General features: G+C 69.6%; 15 protein-coding genes. 9 read left to right on the forward strand and 6 right to left on the reverse strand.

Translation table 11 applies throughout. From position 1 onward, the window contains the following. The first annotated feature begins 91 nt into the window (after positions 1–91). Positions 92–1,237: a S1 family peptidase gene (locus IE136_RS13105; RefSeq protein ID WP_189600394.1), complete on the forward strand. Its 1,146-nt coding sequence runs from the start codon at positions 92–94 to the stop codon at positions 1,235–1,237. A gap of 453 nt (positions 1,238–1,690) precedes the next feature. Continuing rightward, positions 1,691–2,347, forward strand: a complete 657-nt coding sequence (locus tag IE136_RS13110; protein WP_158984007.1) for a DUF5701 family protein — start codon at positions 1,691–1,693, stop codon at positions 2,345–2,347. Positions 2,348–2,847: 500 nt separating this feature from the next. Here IE136_RS13110 and IE136_RS13115 read toward each other — a convergent pair whose 3' ends face one another. Then, positions 2,848–3,606, reverse strand: a complete 759-nt coding sequence (locus IE136_RS13115) for a MerR family transcriptional regulator (protein WP_189600395.1) — start codon at positions 3,604–3,606, stop codon at positions 2,848–2,850. 395 nt (positions 3,607–4,001) lie between these two features. Here IE136_RS13115 and IE136_RS36705 point away from each other — a divergent pair, with 395 nt between their 5' ends. After that, a complete protein-coding gene (locus IE136_RS36705) occupies positions 4,002–4,148 on the forward strand; it encodes a transposase (protein WP_373309057.1) in 147 nt (48 codons plus the stop codon). Positions 4,149–4,211: 63 nt separating this feature from the next. Continuing rightward, positions 4,212–4,403, forward strand: a complete 192-nt coding sequence (locus IE136_RS13125; protein WP_158984001.1) for a hypothetical protein — start codon at positions 4,212–4,214, stop codon at positions 4,401–4,403. Positions 4,404–4,610: 207 nt separating this feature from the next. On the opposite strand, the gene IE136_RS13130 is transcribed toward IE136_RS13125, so the two are convergent. From IE136_RS13130 to IE136_RS13140, 3 genes are all read right to left on the reverse strand, one after another. Beyond that, positions 4,611–5,588: an SDR family oxidoreductase gene (locus IE136_RS13130; protein WP_158983999.1), complete on the reverse strand. Its 978-nt coding sequence runs from the start codon at positions 5,586–5,588 to the stop codon at positions 4,611–4,613. Positions 5,589–5,793: 205 nt separating this feature from the next. Beyond that, positions 5,794–6,189, reverse strand: a complete 396-nt coding sequence (locus tag IE136_RS13135; protein WP_158983997.1) for a hypothetical protein — start codon at positions 6,187–6,189, stop codon at positions 5,794–5,796. Positions 6,190–6,474: 285 nt separating this feature from the next. Then, positions 6,475–7,002, reverse strand: a complete 528-nt coding sequence (locus IE136_RS13140; RefSeq protein ID WP_162467848.1) for an NUDIX hydrolase family protein — start codon at positions 7,000–7,002, stop codon at positions 6,475–6,477. A 306-nt stretch (positions 7,003–7,308) separates the two neighbouring features. On the opposite strand from IE136_RS13140, the gene IE136_RS13145 reads away from it, so the two are divergent. From IE136_RS13145 to IE136_RS13160, 4 genes are all read left to right on the forward strand, one after another. Then, positions 7,309–8,628, forward strand: coding sequence for a hypothetical protein (locus IE136_RS13145; RefSeq protein ID WP_189600396.1), 1,320 nt, complete (start codon positions 7,309–7,311; stop codon positions 8,626–8,628). Between the two features lie 63 nt (positions 8,629–8,691). Beyond that, positions 8,692–9,168 carry a hypothetical protein gene (locus tag IE136_RS13150; protein ID WP_158983991.1) on the forward strand — a complete coding sequence of 159 codons (477 nt, stop codon included), beginning with the start codon at positions 8,692–8,694 and terminating at the stop codon, positions 9,166–9,168. A gap of 158 nt (positions 9,169–9,326) precedes the next feature. Next, a complete protein-coding gene (locus IE136_RS13155; RefSeq protein ID WP_189600397.1) occupies positions 9,327–9,704 on the forward strand; it encodes a DUF3592 domain-containing protein in 378 nt (125 codons plus the stop codon). 195 nt (positions 9,705–9,899) lie between these two features. Further along, a complete protein-coding gene (locus IE136_RS13160) occupies positions 9,900–10,460 on the forward strand; it encodes a GNAT family N-acetyltransferase (RefSeq protein ID WP_189600398.1) in 561 nt (186 codons plus the stop codon). A 456-nt stretch (positions 10,461–10,916) separates the two neighbouring features. On the opposite strand, the gene IE136_RS13165 is transcribed toward IE136_RS13160, so the two are convergent. Both IE136_RS13165 and IE136_RS13170 read right to left on the reverse strand, forming a co-directional pair. Then, positions 10,917–11,957 carry a vWA domain-containing protein gene (locus IE136_RS13165; RefSeq protein WP_158983985.1) on the reverse strand — a complete coding sequence of 347 codons (1,041 nt, stop codon included), beginning with the start codon at positions 11,955–11,957 and terminating at the stop codon, positions 10,917–10,919. Between the two features lie 436 nt (positions 11,958–12,393). Continuing rightward, positions 12,394–12,585 carry a hypothetical protein gene (locus tag IE136_RS13170; RefSeq protein ID WP_189600399.1) on the reverse strand — a complete coding sequence of 64 codons (192 nt, stop codon included), beginning with the start codon at positions 12,583–12,585 and terminating at the stop codon, positions 12,394–12,396. 333 nt (positions 12,586–12,918) lie between these two features. On the opposite strand from IE136_RS13170, the gene IE136_RS13175 reads away from it, so the two are divergent. Beyond that, positions 12,919–13,725: an N-formylglutamate amidohydrolase gene (locus IE136_RS13175; RefSeq protein WP_189600400.1), complete on the forward strand. Its 807-nt coding sequence runs from the start codon at positions 12,919–12,921 to the stop codon at positions 13,723–13,725. Positions 13,726–14,273: the final 548 nt, after the last annotated feature.

Genomic DNA, 14,273 nt, shown 5'->3' on the forward strand with positions numbered 1-14,273 from the left:
ATGGTATGGACCTGACAAGTGGCCTGCCGCTAGCGTGACTTCCGCACCGTCTGAGAGCGCTCTCAATCACTCTCCCCATCAGGAGTCACCTGTGAGACGTACATCCGCCCTGACCGCCACCGTCGCGGCCCTCCTGCTCACCGTCGGGCTCGGCGGCGCCCATGCCGCTCCCGTCGGCCCGGCCCCCGCTCCCGCATCCGCGCCCTCGGCCTCCACTGGCCTTCTCGACGCGATGCGACAGGACCTCGGCCTGACGGAACGCCAGGTCGAGGACCGGTTACGCGCCGAGCGGGCCGCGGCGCGCCTGGAAGGCGAAGCCCGACGAGCGGCGGGCCGTTCGTACGGCGGCGCGTGGTTCGACCCCGACACCGCACGCCTCGTCGTCGCCCTCACCGGCCGGAGTGAGGAGGCCGAAGTGCGTGGCCTCGGAGCCGACACCCGGCTCGTCCGGCACAGCGCCGGCACGCTCGACCGCGTCAAAGCGCGCCTCGACGCGCTCGCCGCCCCCGTCGGCGTGGCCGGCTGGCACGTCGCCCCCCGTGTCAACAGCGTCGTCGTCACCGTGGTCCGCGCCGAGCGCTCCACGCCCGCCGTGCGCGCCTTCGTCGAGAAGGCCCGCGCCTCCGGCCCCGTCACCGTCGCCGAGACGGCTAGCGCGCCCCGTACGTACGCAGCCGGAACCGTCGGTGGCGACCCGTACTACACCGGCAACGTCCGGTGCTCCATCGGCTTCTCCGTCCACGGCGGGTTCGTCACGGCGGGGCACTGCGGGCGGGCCGGCGCCGCTGTGCGGGGCTGGGACGGGTCCGCCATGGGCACCTTCCACGGCTCCTCGTTCCCCGGCGACGACTACGCGTACGTCGGCATCCACAGCGGCTGGTGGACGGTACCCGTGGTGCTCGGCTGGGGCGCCGTCCCGGACCGTCTTGTCCGAGGTTCCGCGGAAGCCCCCGTGGGAGCGTCGATCTGCCGCTCCGGCTCCACCACGCGGTGGCACTGCGGCACGGTCCTGGCCAAGAACGAGACCGTCAACTACAGCCAGGGGGCGGTGCATCAGATGACGAAGACCAGCGTGTGCGCGGAGGGCGGTGACTCCGGCGGCGCCTTCATCAGCGGCGACCAGGCCCAAGGAGTCACCTCCGGCGGCTGGGGCAACTGCTCCTCCGGTGGCGAGACGTGGTTCCAGCCCGTCAACGAGATCCTCGGACGTTACGGGCTGACGCTCCACACCGCCTGACCGCGGCGCCGGCGTACCGGCCGCGCCTGCCTCCGCCCCGGCGGGGCGAGCGCGGCCGACCGGCGATCTGTACGGAAGTCCACCCGCCGCACCGACATGACGTACAACCGCCGCATCGACCGCCTCGCCACCTGCCCTGCCTGCCCGTTCTCCCCGCCCTCGCGGACTCCTCGTCGCCGGCCTGAGAGGCGGACCGCAGCGGCTCTGCGTCGATGCGCGGCGACAGAGGTTCGTGTGGTGTGGGGCCTCCTTGAGGATCAAACAACCCGCCCCCAGGGCTTCTTGGTTGTACCCTCCAGCGTGATCGTCTCCTGGCCTGGCGCTCGTCGTCCCGCACTTCCGTGTGTGTCACGATCGCCGCTGCGCCGGGAACATCCCGGCGGGCCGCTCCGTTGACCGGTCGGTCCACCGCGATCCACCGCCACCGCGATCCACCGCGAACAGAGGAGTACCTTGCCCGAGACCTCGTCCACCGCCGCCGTGCCACCTCTCCCGCCGCTGGCCGCGCAGGCGGAGCGCTTGATCGAGCTCGGGGTGCACGAGCTCGCGGGGATACCCGCCGACGAGCTGCGCGCCTTCGCCGCGAACGCCGGCAGCGAAGACAGCGACGCTCTCCTTGCCGTCCACCCGGACCGCGTCCCGGCCTCCGCCCTCGCGCCGCTGCTCCGCCGCGAGGACAAGCCGGGTTTCGTCGTCATCGACATGCCCGACGTCGACAGCTTCGCCCCCGTCGGCATCGAGCTGCCGGACGCCCCCTTCTACCTCGTCACCGGCCTCGACCGCGGCGACCACATGGCCAACTGGAGCCCCGAGGAGGCCCTGCCCGCCCTCACCAAGGAGGAGCGGACCCCGCTGGTGCTCAGCGAAGGCATCCACTGGGTGCTCCAGCAACCGGCGGTCCTCGAGCGCAACCGCTGCTTCATGACCATCGGCTCCCGGCTGCGCAAGGCGAACGGCACGCTGGACGCCCGCACCCCGGCGATCTGGATCAGCAACGGCACCGGTCGGGACGGCCGCGAACGGCGCAACGCCCCGAAGGTCGGCTGGTGCTGGTGGGGCAACCGCCACACCTGGCTGGGATTCGGCTCCGCCACAGGCCGCGAACACTAGGTTGACCGACGGACGGCCGGTCTCACCTCGGCGTGGAAAACGCGGCCCCCGTGCGACGGCAGTAGCCGGTACGAGCTTCCGCCGTCGCCAGGGCGGCCCGGGCGGTTTCGCCACCCCCGCCGCACGCTGTCCGGTTGCGACCAGCAGTGACGGCGGCTGCCACGCCCGTCGGCCGCCACGGGACTGCACAAGGGCAAGGTCGTCCCGATCCCGAAGCCTTGCCCGGCGACCTGTGCTTCACCAGAGAGGGCATCGCTCTGTGGATCGTCTTCCTCACCGCCGAGCGCCACGCGAAGACGCTCACGGTGGCTTTGTTCACGACTTCCGGCTCTGGCTCAAGTTCCGTGAACTGCGCACGCTGAGTCACGGAACCTGAGCCATAGCCCGAGAACGGGCAGCACCCTGTCGCGGTGGTCACAGTCGGTCCTCGGGATCGAACATTGCCGTGACATGGCGCAACCGCCATCGCGGGCCGGTCCCGGGTGGCGGTGCGCTGTTCCTCAGTTCAGCCTGGTGGTGGCGTACGCCTCGATGGCGTCGCGCTGATACGCGGCCAGCCCGGGGGCGATCGTCTCGTAGGCGTTGCGCCAGGCGTCGTTGTCCACGCAGGAGACTCCGATGGCCCGGTATTCCTCGGCGGACACGGCACGCAGCTGGGTCAGCGCCTGGTACTGGGCGTCGATCTCGGCTTGGACCGGCTCGGCGTCTGCCGGGTGGCCCGCGGCCATGAGTTCGGCCAGTCGGATCATCTGCGCGGTGCGTTCACGGTGGCCGGCGTCGGCGTCGGCCTGGCTCATCGCGGCTGCGCGCCGTCCGACCTCCTCGGCGAGTTCGGGGAAGTCGGACACGTTCTCCTCGTAGTGGGAGGGCTGGACGCCCTCGAAGAGGTTCTCCGGTCGGTTGATGGTCATGGGGGTGCCGTCCTTCCTGGACTGCTCCAGTTCGGCGATCGTGCGGGAGACAGTGCCGGCCAGGGTGTCGAGCCGGTCCCTCTCCACGAGCAGCCGTCGGTGGTGGCCCCGCAGGGCATCCACTTCGTCGACCTGCTGGGACAGGATCCGGCCGATTTCCGGCAGCCCGACGCCCAGCGCCCGTAGTACGAGGATCTGCTGCAACAGCAGAAGCTGGTGCTCCTCGTAGTATCGGTGTCCGTTGGCGCCGATCCGGGCCGGAGGCAGCAGGCCGGTCTTGTCGTAGTGGCGCAGTGTCCGGGCGGTCACGCCTGACATCCGGGCCACCTCTGAGATCGGCCAGTCCATCACGACTCCAGCGTGTGTGTCGCCGGGCCGGTCTCTGCGGCCCCGGTCACGACCGTAGAAGCTGCCGCAACGGCAACTTCAACCCCGAGGCCCATGTTTCTCGCAATCGAACAGGCACGGTTCACACGCCGGGTGGGACCCCGTCCGCTGCCGAAGACGCGTGAACATTTGGACCCTACCCAGGGCCCCGGGCGCCTCCCGAATCCCCGTAGACGCTGCCGCCTCTCGTGAACAGAGCCAGTAGTCACGGAAGCCACCCCCGACCTCACCACCGGGGCCGGCTACTCGGTCAGCGTCGACTCGACGTGAACAACGGCGCCGAGGCGAGTTGCTAGGTTCTGTCGTCTATGTAATCTCGGCTGCTGGATCGTGGTCGGGGGATACGTCGTCATGAACTGACGGATGCTGAGTGGGGTTTCGGGCGGCCGTTGCTGCCTCGGACGTCGATGGGGCGGCCTCGGCTGGACGACCGGACGATGCTCAACGGGATCGTGGGGAAGTTCCGGGGCCGGGGGGCCTGGCGGGATGTGCCCGAGCAGTAGGGATCCTGGGCCAGCCTGCACACCCGCTTCCGCCGCTGGGCGGCGGACGGCACGTTCGACCGGATGCTGCGGACCGCGCAGGCCCGGGCGGATGCAGCTGGGGACATCGACTGGCTGGTGTCGGTCGAAACGTCCCGCCGCCGGACGTCCGCGATCGGGGTCGAAGACCTCTCCGTCTGGCCCGGATCACCGCATCAGCTCTGGACGGCCACGGAACACCCCGGCATGCGCATGCTGTTCAGCGTCACCCCCTGAGAGCCGCGCCGAGGGGAGTACGGGAGTGGGAGATGCATTGCCCACTGACCGCCCGGGCCGCATCCCCGGATCTCGCCGACCCGGCCCGGTCTCGACAGGCCCTGAGTGATGACGCCTCGAGTGCACCGAGCACCGGGCAAGCCCGGATCCGACCGTCGTGAATCGTCGTACCCGCCGTGGCGCTGAACTCGTGCGCGTCTCGGCCGCTCAATGCGTCCGGGCCCGTCGTGCGACGCCCGCCACCACGCCCGCCAGGACCGTGGCGGCGGTCAGACGACGCATCGCGGTGCGGCGGCGCCCGCCCCACCCGCCGTGGGCGGCGCCGGTCCCCGGCGCCGGAACGTGCAGGTTACCGTGGCCGGCCGGAGCGGACTCCTCGCGCGACAGGTGGGTTCTGTCCACCTGCCGGGCCATCGTCCGCTCCGCCACGCCGGGCATGAGCCTGGACTCGAGCACCATGGAACGGCCCATCGGGCCGGCCACGACTTCCCGGCGCGGCGCGCGCACCAGACCCACGATGGTTCGCGCCACGTGCTCGGGGCTGTAGACCGGGGGCATCGCCAGGGGCTTGCGGCCGGAGTAGTTCGCGGCGTGTTCGAACAGCGGTGTGTCGATGGTGGCCGGCAGCACCGTGCACACGTGGATGTCCTTCGCACCGTCCAGCCGCAGCTCCTGACGCAGACTCGAGCTCAGCGCCCGGACGGCGTACTTCGACATGCCGTAGGCGTGGGTGTACGGCTGGCTGACCAAGCCCACGATGGAGGAGACGTTGATCAGTGTTCCCCGGCCCTGCTCGCGCATCACGCGGAGGGCCGCGCGGGCGCCGTGCACGTACCCCATGACGTTGACGTCCATGACCTTGCGGAAGTCCTCCAGGGGCACTTCCTCGAAGGGACCGAACACGGTGACGGCGGCGCAGTTGACCCAGACGTCGATGCGGCCGAAGCGATGCACCGCCCGCCGGGCGAGGTCGTCGACCGCTCCGGGGTCCGTGACGTCGGTCGGCACGACGAGCGCCTCCGCGCCACGGTGGCGTTCGCACTCCTGCCGGACCGCTTCCAGCGCCTCCGCGCGCCGCGAGGCCAGGACCACCGGGCACCCCTTGCGTGCGAAGGCGACGGCGGTGGCCCGGCCGATGCCGCTGGAAGCACCGGTGATCACGACCACGGAATCACGCACTCGCATGGAGAACCCTTTCTTGGTGCCACGTCCGAATGCCACTCAACCACCGGATCGGCTGTTCCACCGCTCGGCGCGTTCCCCTGGGTGCTTCGCAGGCCGGCGGGTGACGCGGGGACCCCGGCCCCGCCCGGTGAACCCGGCCCGGGAGGGCCGAAGCCGCCTGGGAGGCGGCGCGGCACAGGGACGCCGAGTGTCGAGCGGGCGGGACTCAGGCCGGGGTGAAGACGTCCTCCCTTGCGTCGGCGAGGACGAATCCGTTGTCGAGATGGACGCGGACCGTCACCTGCGGCCTCTCCTCCTGGTACGCGGTCCACGCGGGTTCCAGGGCCGCCACCTGCTCCACGAGTTGCTGCCTGCTTCCCGGGGGCATCTGCGGGCCGAAGCCGTCGAGGAGCGACTTGAGTCGTTCGTACTCCCGTACGTCCGGGCCCGGGTCCTCCTCCAGCCGTTCCACCCGTACGACGGTGCCCTCGGTCCCCGCCGCCAGGAACAGCGTCCCGACGGAATCGCCCTCCTCCGTCGAGGAGCCCTCGGCCAGGGTGACCGAGCCGGTCAGCATGACGTCCACCGCCAGCTTCACCCGCCGGCCCTCTTTCCATGTCATTGCGCCTTCATAACACGAGGCTGATCACGGACCGGCAGCCCCTCCCGCGTCTGAGCAGGCGCGCGGTGTCGGCTCCCATGTCGCACGTGGTGTCGTAGGACCGGCTCCCTCGCCGACGTACCCAGGCGGCCGTCTGGAGGAAGTCGCCGCCGCGCTCCTCCATGCCTGGCCGCCGCCGACGTGGCGGGAGCGAAGTCCCAGCCCCCTCGTGCTGTCGGGCCCAGGCGGGGAACTCCTGCCGCTGGATCCGGAGCGCCGGTTGCTCGGCGGCCGTGCAGGCAGACTTCAGTACGTGTGGCCCACATGCGCGAGAGCCTGTTTCAGCAGCACTCCGTGGCCGCCCGGCATCTCGCTCTGCACGACCGGTGAGCCTGCTTCTCGCGGGCTGAGCCAGACCAGGTCCAGCGCGTCCTGCCGGGGCCGGCAGTCTCCGGTCACCGGCACGATGTACGCGAGGGACACCGCGTGCTGGCGCGGGTCGTGGTACGCGGTGACGCCGGCCGTGGGGAAGTATTCGGCGACCGTGAAGGGCTGCAAGGAGGCAGGGACGCGGGGCAGGGCCACCGGGCCGAGATCCTTCTCCAAGTGGCGTAGCAGCGCGTCGCGCACCCGCTCGTGGTGCATGACACGGCCGGATACCAGGGTGCGGCTGATGGTTCCGTCCGCGCCGATCCGCAGGAGCAGTCCGATGCTGGTGACTTCGCCGCTGTCGTCCACGCGCACGGGCACTGCCTCGACGTACAGGATGGGCATCCGGGCCCTGGCCGTCTCCAGTTCGTCCGTGGTCAGCCAGCCGGGTGAGGTCTCGGTCATGTCAGACATCGCTTGATCATACTTTCCAGATGGGGTCTTCGCCCAGGTCTCGTGTCTGCCGGCCGGGTGGGAGTTCGTGCCCCCGCACGAACCGTCGACGGCACTCGGGTGCGGTTGGCAGCCGCTTCCTTCCAGCCGGCTCCGCGCCTACGACGCCGCCCTCGACCGTCTCCACGCGGACGGGTGAGCAAGCGGAGGAGGCTGAGTGAACAGGTCAGCGGAGGTTGGGGGTTGCCGTCCGCCGCACACAGGACCACATGTGATCATCGTACGGAATGGGTCCAGGGGGGACCCGGGGGAGGGAACATGGCTTACGCAGACGCCAACGGCATCGACCTGTCCGGTGTGACCGGGAGGCTCATCCAGACCGTGGACCTGGTGAAGAACCCGGCTCCACAGGCCTTCGCGACGGACACCGTCAACGGTCACGTCTTCGTGCTCCAGGTGGAGAGCTCGGCCACGTCCTCGGTCGGCAACATGTACCTCAACCGCATCGACCGGCAGACCGGCGTGCGCACGGGTCACATGCACCTGAAGGGCTTCGGGCACGGGCTGGCCATGGGAGTGGAGGCGGTCGGCGCCGACAGCTACGTCTGGACCGAGGTCGGCCCGCTCCATGTCACCAGCGGCGGCACAGCCTTCGGCAAGGCCGTCACGCGGTTCCGGTTCGTCGACGGCGCGGTACTCGACGGAGCCACCATTCCTCAGGAGCAGAAATTCACTCCGCCCGGTAGTACCGCGGGTACCGGGCCCTCGACCGACCCGGTGAACCGCCTCCTGACCGTCATGTACCACAAGGACGGCAATCGCCTCTTCACCCGCTACGACCTGATGAGGGCCGCCGCCGGAGAGTGGGTCCCGGCAGGCCCGACCTTCACCGTGCCCGCCGGCGAGGACATCACCCCGGCCGTGCCGTCGCCGTACCTCCTGAAGCCGAAGCTCACCTTCCAGGGGTTCGCCGCCCTCGGGGACGTCCTGTACGTCTACCAGTGGGCGCCGTACGACAAGGACAAGGACCCGACGATCCCGAGTGAGTTCCCGGGGGTCACCTTCCTCACCTCGTACTCGTGGACGACCGGCGAGCGCCTCGACCGGCAGGTGGTGACGGGCGCCGACGGCCTCACGCGGCGGGAGCCGGAGGGACTCGCCGTCGAGGTCGACCCGAAGACCCAGGAGACCCGGTTGCTGTTCGGGTTCAGCAACACGGTCCCCGGCACCGAGTACGCGCGCGATGTCACGATCAGCTGGTACCCGACGAAACCGGCGGTGGACGGCGTCAAGGTGCTGTCGGACTGGGAGGACCTCGTGCCGGCGGCGGGGGTCGTGCCCGGCACCCAGCGCCCGCGCGGCCGGCTGATCGCCCTCGGCGGCACGACGTACCTCCAGATGCGCGGCATTCTCACCTGCTCCCCGGGCCTGACGTCGGACCGTACGATCGCCACTTTGCCGCACCGGCTGCGCCCCACCCGGCTGATCCGCCAGAACGTGCCGCGCAACAACCACTACGGACGCTGTGTGTGCCGGATCGAGGCGGACGTCAACGGCGCCCTCTGGGCGTACGGAGCCTCCACCGACAACGCCATCACCTGGATCGATCTCGACGGCGTCTCGGTCGCCTGGCGATGACGGCACGCCGTCCCGGACACCCGCCCACCGGCTTCCCCGCCCACCCGATCCGGAGGATCGAGCATGAACCGCCCCAGCCCCACAACCAGCCGCCGTTCCCTGCTCGGCGCGGCTCTGGCCGCCCCCGCCGTCGCCGTGGGAGCCCCGCTGCTGTCGGCCACACCCGCCGCGGCGGTGGACGTCGTCGAAGGATGCCAGGTCGTGGTCGACTGGACACCGATCACCCCGGCGCCCGGCGTGACGCCCGAGGCCGCGGCACCGCCGCAGGCACGCGTCATACGCATGGCGGGCACCGAGTTCCTGCAACTGCGCGGCGCGGTCACCTGTTCCTTCACAGCGGACGCCCAGCTGGGCACCCTGCCCCCCACGATCCGCCCGCCCAAGTTGACCCGCGGCGTCTGCCCCCGGAACAACAACCTGGGCATCAACGCGGTCCGCGTCGAGGCCAACACCCAGGGCGTCCTCACGGTCTTCGGCCCGCAGACGACGAACAAGGTCACGTGGATCCAGCTGGACAACTTCTCGTCCGTACTGCGCTGACCGTCGCGTCCGGGCCAGAGGCCGCATCGGACGACTCCGACGCGGCCTCTGGTGCGGCGCCCCCGGCCTACCCCACTCGCAACCGACACCCTCACTCACACGTCGCACAACACATGGAACGCGAATGGCTCTTCTCGCTCATCCCGCTGACGATCGGCGTGGTCTTCCTCAGCTTCGGGGTGTACGGACTCCGCCGCGCCGGCGCGCTGCGTCGGACAGGTGTGACCGTCGAGGGGCGGATTGTCCGCCACGACGTCAGACGAGGTGACGGCGCCAGGTATCACCACCCGGTCGCGGCTTGGACGACCCTGGACGGCCGTGCGTGCGAGTACGCATCCCGGTTCGGCCGCGGGGTCGTCGGCAGTGGCTTCGGCGTGGGTGCCTTTGTGATGGTCCGCTACGATCCGAAAGATCCCCGGCGGTTCGCCATCCAGGGCTGGGACGCGGCGACGGTCGACACGGTGTTCACCGTGTTGGGGGCGGTGTTGACAGCGGGCACGTCGGGGGCGGTGCTCGTCCGGCTCCTGACTCCATGACCGCAGCCGACTGTCATATCACTGTGGTGCGATCGAGAACAGCGGCCGTCGGCTGCTGTCACGACGCGTCACCCATCACGAGCCCGAACCCTGCGAACGCCGCACCGACGTCGGGGCCTTGGGCGACGAGGCGGCCCGGCGCCCCGCTGCGAATATCCGGTGGCGGGCCCCGCTGCCGGCAGTGATGATCGCGGCATGCACGTCTTCCTGGAAACCGAACGGATCGTCCTGCGCCCGTTCACCGACGCGGACACCGACAACCTCTTCGCGCTGGACAACGACCCGCATGTCATGCGTTTCATCAACGGCGGCAAGCCGACCAGCCGCGAGACGATCCAGACCCAGACCCTGCCGCGGCTCCTGCACGACTACCTTTGCTTCGGCACGCGCGGTTACTGGGCAGCCGAGGAGAAGGCCACCAGAACCTTCCTGGGCTGGTTCGAGTTCCGTCCCCTGGACGACCACACCGCCGCCGTGGTCGAACTCGGATATCGCCTGAACAAGGCAACCTGGGGCAAGGGGTATGCCACGGAGGGATCGCGGGCCCTGATCAGGAAGGGGTTCACCGACCTTGGGGTGGAACGGGTCACCGCGAACACCATGGCGGTGAACAACCGATCCCGGCAGGTGATGGTGAAGGCCGGCCTGACCTTCCTGCGGAACTTCACCGGTGACTGGCCCGAGGCGATCGAAGGCTCCGAGCACGGCGAAGTCGAGTACGAACTCACCCGGAGCGACTGGGAACGACGTCGCTAGGCCGTGTCCGTGAAGTCGCGCCTGGCCCGCGACGCCTGGCACGCACGCTCGCTGCGTTGTCGGGATCACCCGAGTACGCCCGGTACGAGGGCGACCCTCCGCCTTGCGATCGCACGCACCAGACGCAGCGGGCCCTGCCCTGCGGGCAGACGGCGCTACTTTCCGGACACGACCTAGCCGGGCTCACCGGCTACTCCTGGTCCGGGTGTGCGGACCACCGTGCACGAGAACAGGGACCACCGCGGGCAGGGCGGTACAGACGTTCCCCCGCTCGCTCGGTCGAGACGACCAGGCAGGGCGCGGCGAGGACATCGTGCCGCCGAGGCCGGCCGGCCACGTTCTCGTAGGAGGTTCAGGTCGTCGCGGGACCTTCAGGGGGCCTGCGCTGTCGGCCCGGGCAGCGCAGACTCCCGAGCCGACGAAGCCTCCGGGGACCAGCTGATGTCTGCCGAGGCGTCAGATCATCAGCAGGAGCCGCGTGTGCGGTACGAGCTTCCGGTTCACGCTGGTGCTCTGTACGAAGATCGTGAAGTCGTCGTTGTGGTCCGGCTTGACGCGCACTTCCACGTCCGGCAGGCCGAGCAGAGCTCGGGCCTCGGGTCCGGTGTACACCCGGTCCGTCTTCTTCTCCAGCACCGCGATCTGCTTCCGCGCCTGTATCTTCTCCGACTTGCTCAGCTGGTAGAACGCAGCACCGGTACGGTAGGTGTGTCCGCTCTCGATGACCCACTCCCGGATCGCCGCGTCACGAGCCACGGGGATCAGCTGGTACTCCGACGGATTCACCGGGGTGAGACCGGCCGCCTTGATGGTGTCCTTGTTGACCACCTCCGCACCCGTGGTGAAGACCGCCCGCGACCCACGGATGCCCTGGGCGCGGCCCACCATGAACTTCTCGGTGGCCTGCTGAATGACCTGACCGGCCTCCTCCAGACCCTGGGTGCTCGTGGCGTCCCAGATGGCGATGTTCTCCTTCGGGAAACCGCACTGCATGGCCTCACGCTTGCCCATCTGGTCGGGCACGAGGACGGCCAGCGTCCAGTTGTCCTCCTGGGTCTCGATCATCTCGGCGACGGCCTTCACCAGTACACGCGGATCCCTGGCGGGAGCGTCGGGGCAACGGTGACTCGCGTTCTCCTGCCCGTCGGTGAGTACGAACGTCAGGAAGCTGTGGTCGCCGTACAGTTGAGCTGTCTGCGCCAGCTCCCGCTGTGACTTCAGTGCGGCCGCCAGCAGGGCAGTCATTCCACCGACCCGGTACAACTGCTTCAGCGACGGCATCCGCAGCACGTCCTTGTCGTAGATGACGCACTCCACCTTGTCCGCGAAGACGTACACCGTGACGCGGGTTTCCTGGTCCAGTTCCCTCGATCGGCGGGCGAGATACTCGATCTGCTGGTCGGCGACCTCGACGACCTTGCGGCTCAGGTGCGACATGGACGAACTGGCGTCCAGCACGAGAGCAACGTGATTGATGTAGTTCTGATTTCCGGACATGACGGCTCCCCCTCGTTCCGACTTGATGCTCCTACCGTCTCACCCACCACTGACAATCGATCTTGGTTCCCGGGCGGGGTGAACAGCCCACCCGACCAGGTGGGGGCAGCCGGGGCGCGACCCGCGCCGGCCGCGGCGGGGGAGCCGTTACCGCAGCACCGGCGCTGAACGGCACACATCTGCGTCGCGACGCGATGTCATCAGCGATGTTCCGGAGACGGGCTCCACCGCCCCCACTCCGAGGGGCGCAGGGAGGCGGTGGAGGCAGTGCAGCGACTGCACTGGCGTCGGGAGTCCGCCGGGGGCGAGACAGCCTAGCTGCCGGGCCTCAGCGGCACAGTCGTCAAAGCAACCGCATGGGCCGACCGCGCCGACCTGTGCCCGACCTGGTGAGCCGAGGCGCCCGGCCCAGTCGAGCGGCGGCTCCTCGAGGACATCAGCGGAACGGAGAGAATGAGCTCTCCTCCCTCTGGTGCCGCGAAAACCGGACATCGCTCCAGTCCAGCGCTTGCCGCGCCTGACGCTCGGTCTGCTCGGCCACCTCGCGCGCCTCGACGAGGACGTCACCGCGTTCCTTCACCAATCCTCTGTAGATCGGCGGCTGCTCGTGTATCTCTGCATTGCTCATGAAGCCCATACTGACCGCTCGGCGACGTTCTGTCAGTCCCTGCCCACTCCGCATGCGTCACATGATCCCAACCCTCCCGTGCCACGACCAGGAGCAGGCGACCGACGTCGCGGCGGTGGAGCAGACTCGGCGAGCTCGACGGTGGCGGTCACTGCTCCTCTCGTGAGACGCGGGGGAAGCGAACACACTGGTACGTCCCGGCCCCCAGCACACAGGGAGCCGGGGCGCCCGCACGAGATCCGGAACACGGAACCCGGAACACGGAATCCGAGACCCGGAATCCGAGACCCGGAACCCGAGACCCGAGACCCGAGACACAGAGCGAGGACCCGGATGACCGCCGCCCCCCGCCCCTCCGACTCCTTCCGGCTGCACCCCGGATCACCGGACTCCCCGGTGATCCTCCATGTCCCGCACTCCTCCCGGGCCGTGCCTGCGGAGGTCCGCGCCGGCATCACACTCGACGAGCCGGCGCTCGCGCGTGAACTGGACCACATCACCGACTCGCACACGGAGGAGATCGCCGCCAGAGCGGCCGAGCAGACGCCCACGACACCGTGGCGGTTCGTCAACCGGCTCTCGCGTCTCGTCATCGACCCCGAGCGGTTCCCCGACGAGCGCGAGGAGATGCTGGCGAGGGGCATGGGCGCGGTCTACACACAGACCACGCACCGCGAGGAGCTCCGCCCGGCCGACTTCGACGGACAGGCGTTGACAGAGCGCTACTTCCACCCCTACGCGGAGGCGATGACGGCCGCGGTGGGGGAACGGCTCCGAGCGGTCGGGCGCGCCGTGATCCTGGACGTCCACTCGTACCCGTCGAAGGCGCTGCCGTACGAGCTCCACGGCGACGGCCCGCGGCCGCCGATCTGCCTGGGAACGGATTCCCGTCACACACCCGCTCCGTTGATCGAGGCGGCGCGGGAGGCGTTCGCGGGCTTCGGCGGCACAGACCTGGACAGCCCGTTCGCCGGAACGTACGTGCCGCTTCGGTACTACGGAAAGGACCCGAGGGTCACCGCGCTCATGGTGGAGATCCGGCGGGACCTCTACATGGACGAGCCAGGAGGCCCCGCGGGCCCCGGTCTCCACGGTCTGGCGAGCGCGCTGGCGCGTCTCGTCGAGCGGGCTTCCGCCTGACCTCAGCCGGCGGCCGATTGGCCCGCGCACTGTGCTTCCCGCTGTCGGTCCCTGGTGGGAGAACAATCCGTACGGCAGGGTGGGGGGCCCGGTGTAACCGCCACAGGGAGGTCACATCCACATGCATGTGAGAGACGCCGACTGCCCCGAACCAGGCATCACCCGCCCGGCGCAGGTGCCACCCGCCGCGGTCAGGGTGACGTGGCGGGAGACGCCGTACCCGCCCGACGTCGCTCATCGGTACGGCGTCATCGGCACGCTGCTGGAGGCGGGTGTCGACGCAGCCCGGATACAGGTGTTCTACGACCCGGAGGACGGCGGAGCCTACTGGGTCGTCTCCCTCGATGGCGGGCGCACGGCCGTACTGACCGATGACACAGAGGAACATGTGGGGCACCTGGAGGGGCCGTGGCCGTTCAAGGCCGTGTTCCTCAGCCCGGAGGGCCTAAGAAGCCATCTCATTTGGATGCCTCGGTATTCTGTGAGTCATGGTGGGCATCGTTGAGCGGTTGGTGCCGGACGAGTTGTGGGAGTTGTTCCAGCGGGTG

The organism is Streptomyces lateritius, from assembly GCF_014649715.1.
Taxonomy (GTDB): Bacteria; Actinomycetota; Actinomycetes; order Streptomycetales; family Streptomycetaceae; genus Streptomyces; species Streptomyces lateritius.

Excerpts from the sequence above, each read along its gene's own strand:
- IE136_RS13115 (WP_189600395.1), bottom strand. The coding sequence starts at position 3,606 with ATGGACTGGCCGATCTCAGAGGTGGCCCGGATGTCAGGCGTGACCGCC.
- IE136_RS13125 (WP_158984001.1), top strand. The coding sequence starts at position 4,212 with ATGCTGCGGACCGCGCAGGCCCGGGCGGATGCAGCTGGGGACATCGAC.
- IE136_RS13130 (WP_158983999.1), bottom strand. The coding sequence starts at position 5,588 with ATGCGAGTGCGTGATTCCGTGGTCGTGATCACCGGTGCTTCCAGCGGC.
- IE136_RS13135 (WP_158983997.1), bottom strand. The coding sequence starts at position 6,189 with ATGACATGGAAAGAGGGCCGGCGGGTGAAGCTGGCGGTGGACGTCATG.
- IE136_RS13140 (WP_162467848.1), bottom strand. The coding sequence starts at position 7,002 with ATGACCGAGACCTCACCCGGCTGGCTGACCACGGACGAACTGGAGACG.
- IE136_RS13145 (WP_189600396.1), top strand. The coding sequence starts at position 7,309 with ATGGCTTACGCAGACGCCAACGGCATCGACCTGTCCGGTGTGACCGGG.
- IE136_RS13150 (WP_158983991.1), top strand. The coding sequence starts at position 8,692 with ATGAACCGCCCCAGCCCCACAACCAGCCGCCGTTCCCTGCTCGGCGCG.
- IE136_RS13160 (WP_189600398.1), top strand. The coding sequence starts at position 9,900 with ATGCACGTCTTCCTGGAAACCGAACGGATCGTCCTGCGCCCGTTCACC.
- IE136_RS13165 (WP_158983985.1), bottom strand. The coding sequence starts at position 11,957 with ATGTCCGGAAATCAGAACTACATCAATCACGTTGCTCTCGTGCTGGAC.
- IE136_RS13170 (WP_189600399.1), bottom strand. The coding sequence starts at position 12,585 with ATGAGCAATGCAGAGATACACGAGCAGCCGCCGATCTACAGAGGATTG.
- IE136_RS13175 (WP_189600400.1), top strand. The coding sequence starts at position 12,919 with ATGACCGCCGCCCCCCGCCCCTCCGACTCCTTCCGGCTGCACCCCGGA.